Genomic DNA, 8,679 nt, shown 5'->3' with positions numbered 1-8,679 from the left:
GCCGCGGCCGTCGTCGGTGCCGTCCGGCTGGGCCTGAGCGCCGAGCAGATGCAGTCCTGGGGATGGCGAATCCCGTTCCTGGTCTCCGTGATCTTCGCCGCCGTCGCCCTGTGGGGACGTCTCCGGCTCGAGGACAGCCCGCAGTTCAAGGAACTCGAGGAGCGTCTCGACGGACCGGCCGTGGAGAAGCGACCGCTGGCGACCGTGATCCGCAACCACCCGCTGTCGGTGCTCCGCGTGTTCGGCATGTCGGTCGCGCTCAACGGCACCGTGTACATCGGCCTGACCTACTTCGGAATCTTCTTGCAGCGCAAGGGACATCTCTCGCCGACGGCGATCGCGTGGATCGCCGCCGCGGGTATCGCGATCGCGACCGTCACCTTCCCGCTGCCCGGTCTACTCTCCGACCGGTTCGACCGTAAGCCGGTTCTGATCGTCGGCTACGTCGCCCTCGCTCTCCTGGCCTGGCCGGCGTTCTCGATCCTGTCCACCACGAGCAGCGTGCTCCTGGCCATCGCGGTCTACGTCGTCTACATGTTCTTCAACGGGTTCGTCCAGGTACCCACCTACGCCCTCGCGGCGGAGTTGTTCCCCACCAACGTGCGGTACACCGGGATCGCGCTGGGCTACAACCTGGGTACCATCACCGCCGGCGGCACCGCGCCCCTGATCGCGGAACTCTTGGTGCAGCGCACCGGCCAGGACACGAGTCCGGCAGGATGGGTCATCCTGGTCGCCGTGGTCGGTCTGATCAGCGTCGCCACCGTGGGGCGGACCGCGTCCAAGTCCCTGCCCCAGCGCTGAGGAGTTTCATGAGTATCGACACCGCAACGCGCACAACGCCGGAACCGCTCGAGGAACAGCCGGCGTCGCCGGAACAGCTGATGGCCCGCTTCGTCGCCGACACCGTGGTCGCCGACATCCCCTCCGATGTGCTCGCCGTCGCCCATCAGGTTCTGCGCACGGTGTGCGGCACGGCGATCGCCGGGGCCGGGCAGGATGGGATCGCGGAGCTGCGGAAGATGGTCGTCGTCCAGGGCGGTCGAGGTGAGGCACGCTCGCTCGTCCACGGAGACCCCCTTCCGGCGCAGAGCGCCGCGCTGCTCAACGGCACCATGGCGCGCGCTCTCGACTACTGCGACACGATGGTCCCGGGACTGCACCTCGGCTCGTCGGTCGTGCCGGCGGCTCTGGCCGCTGCCGAGCTTCGCGGTGGGTGCACCGGCTCGGAGTTCCTGGCGGCCCTGGCCGTCGGGCTCGAGGCGGGCATCCGGTTCAACCTCACCGAGGAGCAGTACGCCGGCCTCGACCCGACCGGAGTTGCGGGCCTCCTCGGAGCCACCGCCGCCGCGGCACGGGCCGCCGGCCTCGACGCCGAGCAGACCCTGAACGCGCTGGCACTTTCGTTCAACCGCTGTGCAGCGAGCTTCCAGAGCAACGTCGACGCGTCGCTCGCGGTGCGGTTGATCCAGGGCTGGACCGCGGCCTCGGCCGTGCAGAGCGTCCAGTTCGCCCAGGCCGGACTCACCGGGCCCGCGAACTACATTTCGGGACCGTTCGGGTACGCGCGGCTGTATGCGCGCGGTGAACGCACTCCGGAGTCGTTCGTCGAGGAGATCGGCAGCCGCTACGGGCTGGGAGACATCTTCTTCAAGAAGTACCCGAGCTGCGGCCTGACCCAGGGCGTCACCGAATCCGCGCTTCTCGCACTGGAATCCGTCGGCAAGAAGAACATCGAACGGGTCGACATCCACCTGCCCGAGTTCGCCCACAATCTCATCGGCAAGCCGTTCGAGCCGGGCACCAACCCCCGGGTCAACGCGCAGTTCAGCGCCCAGTACACCTGCGCGAACGCCCTCGAACGAGGTGCCTCGCTGCTCGAGCACTTCGAACCCGAGCGGGTCGCCGAGCTGGACGGATCGGACATGCTCGCGCGGATTCGGGTGCATTTCGACCCGGAGCTGACCGGGCACTCGTCGTCGCGGGTCGAGGTGCACACCACCACCGGCGGCACGTGGGTGCGGACCCTCGAGGTCGGCCCGGGCTACCCCGGCAACCCGCTGACGCCGGAGGAACAGGCCCAGGGGTTCGGTGACTGCGTCGGCTATGCGCCCTGGGGCCTGCCGGCCGACCAGGTGCGCGACCTCGAGTGGATGACGTCCGATCTCACGACGGTGGAGGACGTCCGGAGCGTCGTCACGGCGTTGATCAGTCCGGACGCGACGCCCCTGCCCGAGTCGCCGTAACGCCGAGCGGAACGCGAAAGAGGTCCGCGCCGGGGATGCCCGGCGCGGACCTCTTTCGTTGTCGACGTACTACCCTCAGGCGCAGCCGATTTCGGATTCGACCGGTTGTGGGTGCAACCGGCGTCGGGGTCGGGGTTCCGTCGACGAGGAGGACCACCATGTGCGGTGGCACATGATGGTCCCTCTCGCTTCTTGCTCCGTTCGCCCGGGCTACCGGTTTTCGGTGGCCGTCTCGGCGAGTCGTCGGAGTTCGAGTCCCCACGCTGCGATGTCCGCGCCCGGCGTGGGTGGTATCCGGCACAGCCGCAGCATGAGTTCGCAGCGGCCGTGAGCATTTCTGATGGGCGCCACCAGGCTTGCGCCGTGGTAGAGCGTCTGCGCCTCGAGCGGCACAGGGCGGAGTTCCTGAACTGCGGCGTGCAGCATCTGCCGGACCTCGCGCTGCCGAGCGGGCGTGACGGAGTCGACGCCGTACTCGTTCAGGGCGGGGAAGAGCAGACGGTCCCGCGTATCACCGGCGTAGGAGCCGGTCCAGCCGTGCCGGCACGCGTGGGCCAGGCGTTCCCGCGAGACGCTCAGAACCTCGTCGTCGGTGGAGCCTCCGGCCGACGCGAGCCATTGCTCGACCTCGGCCTCGGGGGCTCCCACCAGGAACACCTCACCGAACGGGGGAGTCAGGGGCAGCTTCGAACCCAGGACGGTCGACGGCGGGACGCCGGGTGCGGCCACCGTCGCCACGGCAACCGCATGGTCGGCGACCTTGGCGTACGCCGTGACCTCGCCTCCTGCCGCGTGGGCCAGCTCCTGCATCCTGTTGCGGATGCGCTGCACGATCGGGATGCTCCCGGCGACGATCCCGTCGCTCGGTGCGACGAACGAACCCGGGACGAACCCCCCGAAACCGCCCTGGAAGAACAGCAGCGGCGCAACGGGTCTGTGGATCGCGAGGCTCTCCACCCGGCCGGTGACGAAGTAGTGGTCGCCGGCCGGGGTGGTGGATTCGAGGGTGCAGTCGATGCTGCCCACGACCCCGGGCAACAGCGGGGAGCCGTTGCCCGACGGCGACCACTCCACCCCGTCGAACTTCGTTGCGGCGGGCCGGGACAGCGCTCGGCAGAGCGGTTCCTGGTCGTGGGCGAGGATGTTCACGGTGAACTTCCCGACCTTCGCGATCTCGGCGAAACTCGCCGAGTCGCGGGTCGGCAGGAAACCGACCAACGGGGGATCGAGGGACACCGACGTGAACGTCCCGACGATCATGCCGACCGGTGTCCCCTCGGCGGTCACGCTGGAGATCAGCGCGACCCCGGTGGGATGGTGACCGAGCACCTGCCGGAAATCGGCGGGATCGAGGACCCCGGTGCTCATGACGGTACGGCCACCGGCGTGGGTGCCGCCGAATCGACCGGGGCCGAATCCAGCAGGGCACGAACCTCGTCGGGCCACGCCATGGACCGTCCGCTGTCGCGATCGGTGAGGACGAAGACCGAGCGGGACGACGCGACGTCCTTCTCACCGACGGACATCGTCTGGAGCAGCGTCATCGACGTGCGTCCGATCTTCTCGATCCGGGTGCGGGTCCGGATGGTCGCGGGGTAGTGGACCTGTCCGGTGAACTCGACCTCGAGCTTGACCAGGGCGAGGATGACGTCGAAACCGACCGTCGGCCTGACGCAGTCGCTCAGGAACGCGAAGCGCGCGTTCGCGAACACCTGGGTGAAGGCGGTGTTGCCCATGTGGCGCTGGAAGTCGAGGTCGCTGACCCGCAGGATGTCCTCGACGACGTGCTCGGAGGCGGCGAGCACCGTGCTCGGCTGGTCCGTCATGACGTCCTCACCCGGCCTTTGCGGCCTTGACCGCGGCGCCGAAGTCCTTGAGTGCCTCTGCGCGGTATTCGCGCATCTCCTCGTTCGCCTCGCGACCGCGCACCAGGCCCTCGGCCAGCGGGAGATCTGCGACCTTGTGGAACAGGCGCTTGGTGGCCTGGAGGGAGGTGGGGATCTGCTCGGCCAGGGCCTGCGCGACCTTCAGGGCTTCGGTGTACTCCTCGCCCTCGGGGACCACGCGGGTGACCATGCCGAGCGCGGCGGCCTCCTCGGCGCCGACGAGGCGGCCGGTGGCCACCAGCTCGAAGCCGGCCTTGCGTCCGAGCTGCTTTGTGAGGTTCGCCATCACCACGGCGGCGACCAGACCGTGCTTGATCTCGGGGTAGCCCATCTTCACGTTGGCCGATGCGATCGTGATGTCGCAGGCCAGCGCGAGACCGCAACCGCCGCCGACGGTGTAGCCGTGGACCGCGCCGATCACCGGCTTCGAGATCTCGGGGATGGTCTTGTGCAGCTCGTAGGTGAGCCCGGCCCGCGCCTCGACGCGTTCGGTGTTGTCCGGCGTCAGCTCGGCGAATTCGCCGGTGTCCGCGCCGGAGCAGAAGGAGGTGCCCGCGCCGCGGATGACCACGGCCCGGATGTCGTCGTCCTTGTCGGCGCCGCGCAGCTCGTCGGTGAGGCGGATGTAGAGCGCGCTGTCCATCGCGTTGAGCTTCTTGGGACGGTTGAGAGTGAGCACCAGCACGTGGCCGAGGCGCTCGACGATCAGGTTCTCTTCCATGGTGGGGGCCTTTGCCTAGTCGAGGGAGAAGAAGACGGATTCCTGCTCACCCTGCAGGTGAATGTCGTACTGCAGGTGGCCTTCCTGGCCGGTGGGCTGGGCGACGAGCAGGTGACGGCGCTCCTCGGGCACTTCCTGCAGGATCGCGTCGGACCGGTTGGCCTCCGTCTCGTCGGGGAAGAACATCTTGGTGACCAGCGGGCCCGCGAGACCGCGAGTGAAGATGAAGATGCCCAATTGCGGTGCGAGAGTATGGCCGTCGGCCAGGGTGACCGGCTGCGGCTTGCGCACGACGGCGCGGAAGCGCCCTTCCAGAGTGCGCACGCGGCAGGCCTGCTCGTCGCTCCAGAACTCGAGGAACGCGCCGTAGTCCACGTGGTCGCCCCGGCCGTCGAGGAGCATGCCCTCGATGACGATCGCGTCGGGGTGGTCCTCGGAGACGGCCTGGGTGACCGCGGGCGGGGTCAGCGCGAAACCGAACAGGGGGCCGCAGGTCTGTGCGGGGGTGAGAATCATCGAGTCGTCCCTCATTCGAACGGGGTGGCGGCGGATCCGCGGAGCACGATGTCGAAGCGGTAGGCCAGTGCCGAGGGGTTCTTGGTCAGCAGGGCGCCCGGATCGGTCCGCTTGGGCGGGTACACGACGGCACCGCTGCCGTCGACGGTGGGCAGTGTCCTCGACGGGCCGAACGATTCGGAGATCGAGTTGTCCGCGTCCAGCTTGGCGATCAGCCGGTCCTGTCCACGCCGGTCCGGGATGGCATTGATCATGCGGTCCATCCGGATCAGCGGGTCGCCCTCGAAGTACATCTGGGTGACGAGGCGGCTCGCGCATCCGGCGCCGAGCACGGAGAAGTGGATGTGGGAGGCGCGCCAGACACGTGCACCGTCCTTGAACATCGCCGGGTACGGGCCCGGGCGGATCGTGACGAACCGGTAGTAGCCCCGGCTGTCGGTCAGGCAGCGTCCGGCTCCGTAGAAGTTCGGGTCGAGCGGAAAGCCCGAGACGTCCAGGGAGTCGCGGTATCCGCCGGCGCTGTTCGCCTGCCAGATCTCGACGAGGGCGTTCTTGACCGGGACACCGCCGCTGTCGGTGATGTGGCCGTGCACGATGACCCGCGTGCCGATCGGCTCGGAGACGCCCTGCACGGTGAGGTCGCTGTCGAACGCGCCGAGCTTCAGCTGCCCGAAGGCGGGTCCCGGTCGGTTGTGGAAGAACTCCTTGTCCAGGTGCACCGGTGCCTGCAGGGGCACACGCAGGGTGCTGACGAGGGAGTTCGAGTCCGCCAGCGGCGGATCGAACGATTCGATCATGATGTTGCCTCCAGTGCTTGTGCGGCGATGTCCCGGATACCGAGGCTCTCGTCGGCCACGGTGTGCTGTGCGGGGCTGACCCCGCGGTCCATCAGCCTGCGGGCCGTGAGGAACGCGCCCGGGTCGTTGAGGGCCTCCACCGCGACGAGGTCGTCGCCGCGGTAGTGCCACAGGGAGAATCCGTTGCCGTCCTCGGACTTTCGGGTGACGACGGTGTCGCTCTCGTCGAGCAGGCCGACGATCTGCAGTTTCACGTCGTACTGGTCCGACCAGAACCACGGTGCGGGCCGCGGGGGAGTTTCCCGGCCCGCGATGTGCGCGGCCGCGGCCTTGGCCATGAACTCGGCGTTCTGCACCGACTCGAGTCGCCGTCGCCCGCCGCACCACGCGAAGTTGGCGCAGTCGCCGATCGCGTAGACGCCGGGGGCGCTGGTGCGGCCGAGTTCGTCGACGGTGATGCCGTTGTCGACCTCGAGGCCGGCGTCGGCGGCGAGTTCGGCGACCGGTTCGGCGCCGATCCCGACGAGCACCAGGTCGGCCTCGATGCGGGTTCCGTCCGTCATCACGCCAGCGGTTACGCGTCCGTCCACGCCGTCGAACGAGGCGAGTTCACGACCTTCGACGAATTCGACGCCGTTGCCCAGGTGCACGGACCGGATGTGCTCGGCCGCCTTCTCGCTGACGACCCGCCCCAACACTCGGTTGCGTTCGACCACCGTGACGCGACGACCGAGACGTGCTGCCACGGCGGCGAATTCGAGTCCGATGAAGCCGCCACCGAGGACGAGCACCGACTTCGCGTCGTCGAGGGCGCCGGCCAGGGTGTCGGCGTCGGCGAGGGTCCGGAGCACGTGCACACCGGCGAGTCCGCCCACCAGCGACTCGGGGAGCCGCCGGGCGCGGGTGCCGGTGGCCAGCACGAGATGGTCGTAGCGGTAGCTGGTGCCGGCGTCGGAGACGACGACGCGCCGGTCGACGTCGATGCGGGCCACGCGCTCGCCGGTGCGCAGGTCGATCTGCGGTCCCCGGGCACGGCCGCCGAGTGCCAGGTGTTCGGGCTGGACCTCGCGCAGCAGGTAGCGCTTGGACAGCGGAGGACGCTGGTAGGGGGCGGCCGGCTCGTCGCCGATGACGGTGACCGGGGCCTCGTATCCGGCGGCCCGCAACTGCATGGCGGCGGTGTGCCCGGCCTGCCCGGCGCCGATGATGACGGTTCCGTGGCTCATGGCGGTGCTCACCAGGCGGAGGGCACTTCGACGGTGATGCCGTCGAGCTCGGGCCGGCAGACGATCTGGCAGCTCAGCCGGCTGGTGTCGCGGCGGGGAACCTCGGCGAAGTCCAGCAGGTCGGCCTCGACCGGAGTGGGTTCACCGGTCTGGTGGTCCGACTCGACGTAGACGTGGCAGGTTGCGCACATCATTCCGCCGCCGCATTCGCCGACGATGCCGGGAACGCCGTTGGCGACGGCCGCTTCCATAAGGTTGATGCCGTCGGCGACATCCGCGGTGATGCGCTCGCCGTCGGCGATCCAGGTGACCTCAGCCATTTTCGGAACCTCCAAGGCGGACCTTCAGACTCTGGGGGCCGCGGTGGGCCATCGTCCTGGTCCATTCGAGTTGTTGTCCCTCCACCAGGCTCATGCCCGGGAAGGCGTTGACGAGTTCTTCGAGCACGATCTTCAGTTCGGCGCGTGCGAGGGGTGCTCCCATGCACACGTGGATGCCGTATCCGAAGGACAGATGTTCGCGGGAGTTGCGGCGGTGGATGTCGAAGACCTCGGGGCGCTCGAACCGGGCCTCGTCGTGATTCGCCGATGCCAGGCTGAGCAGGATCTTGCTGCCGGCCGGGATGGTCACGCCACTCAGTTCGACGTCCTCGAGTGCCGTACGCCGCCAGGTCATGACCGGTGTGCTGTGCCGCAGGACCTCTTCGATCGCCCGGGGAATCAGCGCGGGGTCCGCGACCAGTTCCTCCCAGGCCTCACGATGCTCGAGCAGGGTGAGGATGCTGATGGTCAGGCCGTTGGTGACGGCCTCGTGGCCGGCCAGCAGCAACGCGAAGACGAGGCAGACGATTTCGTTCTCGCTCAGCACGCCGTCGTCGCCGCCGCGCAGTTCGAGCAGCTTGCTGGGGTAGTCGTCGCGCGGGTTGCGCTTGCGGTCCTCGACGATCTCCCGGCAGAACCGGAAGAAGTCGTTCAGCTCGTGGCCGGCGTCGATCATCTCCTGTTCGGAGAGCTTTCCCCAGATCATGGTGGCGCGGTTGAGCGCCCAGCGCTTGATCTGCAGCGGGTCCACGTCGTCGACACCGAGCAGCATGAACACCACGCGTGCGGGCATCTCGTGCGTCAGTTCGGCGACGATGTCGACCTCGTCGTCACCGCGAGCGACCTTCTCGCGCAGGGCTTCGACGTACTCCTGGACCAGAGCGCGGACGCGGGGTTCGAAGTCGCGGTAGCGCTTGGGATTCAGGAACTGGCCCGCGCTCTGCCGGATCCGGGTGTGCCGGGGGCG

Annotated in this window: 10 protein-coding genes; 2 read left to right on the top strand and 8 right to left on the bottom strand. The window is 68.7% G+C overall.

Features of this window, described 5'->3' with window-relative positions:
• On the top strand, window positions 1–804 hold an 804-nt coding region (locus I0Q12_RS22900), incomplete at its 5' end, for an MFS transporter (RefSeq protein WP_197255028.1).
• 8 nt (window positions 805–812) lie between these two features.
• Window positions 813–2,246: an MmgE/PrpD family protein gene (locus tag I0Q12_RS22895; RefSeq protein ID WP_197255027.1), complete on the top strand. Its 1,434-nt coding sequence runs from the start codon at window positions 813–815 to the stop codon at window positions 2,244–2,246.
• 210 nt (window positions 2,247–2,456) lie between these two features.
• Here the strand turns inward: I0Q12_RS22895 and I0Q12_RS22890 are convergent, their stop codons facing one another.
• The 8 genes from I0Q12_RS22890 to I0Q12_RS22855 form a co-directional block, all read right to left on the bottom strand.
• Window positions 2,457–3,614 (bottom strand): flavin reductase family protein, encoded by a 1,158-nt coding sequence (locus tag I0Q12_RS22890; RefSeq protein ID WP_197255025.1) that lies wholly within the window; start codon window positions 3,612–3,614, stop codon window positions 2,457–2,459.
• Window positions 3,611–4,072, bottom strand: coding sequence for a thioesterase family protein (locus I0Q12_RS22885; protein WP_197255023.1), 462 nt, complete (start codon window positions 4,070–4,072; stop codon window positions 3,611–3,613). Before I0Q12_RS22885 ends, I0Q12_RS22890 begins: the two co-directional genes overlap by 4 nt.
• A gap of 7 nt (window positions 4,073–4,079) precedes the next feature.
• Entirely contained in the window at window positions 4,080–4,853 is a 774-nt protein-coding gene (locus I0Q12_RS22880; protein WP_197255021.1) for an enoyl-CoA hydratase/isomerase family protein, read from the bottom strand.
• Between the two features lie 15 nt (window positions 4,854–4,868).
• Window positions 4,869–5,369: a hypothetical protein gene (locus tag I0Q12_RS22875; RefSeq protein ID WP_197255019.1), complete on the bottom strand. Its 501-nt coding sequence runs from the start codon at window positions 5,367–5,369 to the stop codon at window positions 4,869–4,871.
• Window positions 5,370–5,380: 11 nt separating this feature from the next.
• On the bottom strand, window positions 5,381–6,166 hold the full coding sequence (locus I0Q12_RS22870; RefSeq protein WP_197255017.1) for a protocatechuate 3,4-dioxygenase subunit beta: 786 nt from the start codon (window positions 6,164–6,166) through the stop codon (window positions 5,381–5,383).
• Complete coding sequence (locus I0Q12_RS22865; RefSeq protein WP_197255015.1) at window positions 6,163–7,404, bottom strand: FAD-dependent oxidoreductase; 1,242 nt, start codon at window positions 7,402–7,404, stop codon at window positions 6,163–6,165. The genes I0Q12_RS22870 and I0Q12_RS22865 overlap by 4 nt, the downstream gene beginning before the upstream one ends.
• A complete protein-coding gene (locus I0Q12_RS22860) occupies window positions 7,401–7,712 on the bottom strand; it encodes a 2Fe-2S iron-sulfur cluster-binding protein (protein WP_197255013.1) in 312 nt (103 codons plus the stop codon). The genes I0Q12_RS22865 and I0Q12_RS22860 overlap by 4 nt, the downstream gene beginning before the upstream one ends.
• On the bottom strand, window positions 7,705–8,679 hold a 975-nt coding region (locus I0Q12_RS22855; protein WP_197255011.1), incomplete at its 5' end, for a cytochrome P450. The genes I0Q12_RS22860 and I0Q12_RS22855, both read right to left, overlap by 8 nt.

Source organism: Rhodococcus sp. CX (genome assembly GCF_015865005.1).
Taxonomy (GTDB): domain Bacteria; phylum Actinomycetota; class Actinomycetes; order Mycobacteriales; family Mycobacteriaceae; genus Rhodococcus.
The sequence above is the reverse complement of the archived record's forward strand: the minus strand, read 5'-3'. Positions and strand labels throughout refer to the sequence as shown.

Excerpts from the sequence above, each read along its gene's own strand:
- I0Q12_RS22895 (WP_197255027.1), top strand. The coding sequence starts at position 813 with ATGAGTATCGACACCGCAACGCGCACAACGCCGGAACCGCTCGAGGAA.
- I0Q12_RS22890 (WP_197255025.1), bottom strand. The coding sequence starts at position 3,614 with ATGAGCACCGGGGTCCTCGATCCCGCCGATTTCCGGCAGGTGCTCGGT.
- I0Q12_RS22885 (WP_197255023.1), bottom strand. The coding sequence starts at position 4,072 with ATGACGGACCAGCCGAGCACGGTGCTCGCCGCCTCCGAGCACGTCGTC.
- I0Q12_RS22880 (WP_197255021.1), bottom strand. The coding sequence starts at position 4,853 with ATGGAAGAGAACCTGATCGTCGAGCGCCTCGGCCACGTGCTGGTGCTC.
- I0Q12_RS22875 (WP_197255019.1), bottom strand. The coding sequence starts at position 5,369 with ATGATTCTCACCCCCGCACAGACCTGCGGCCCCCTGTTCGGTTTCGCG.
- I0Q12_RS22870 (WP_197255017.1), bottom strand. The coding sequence starts at position 6,166 with ATGATCGAATCGTTCGATCCGCCGCTGGCGGACTCGAACTCCCTCGTC.
- I0Q12_RS22860 (WP_197255013.1), bottom strand. The coding sequence starts at position 7,712 with ATGGCTGAGGTCACCTGGATCGCCGACGGCGAGCGCATCACCGCGGAT.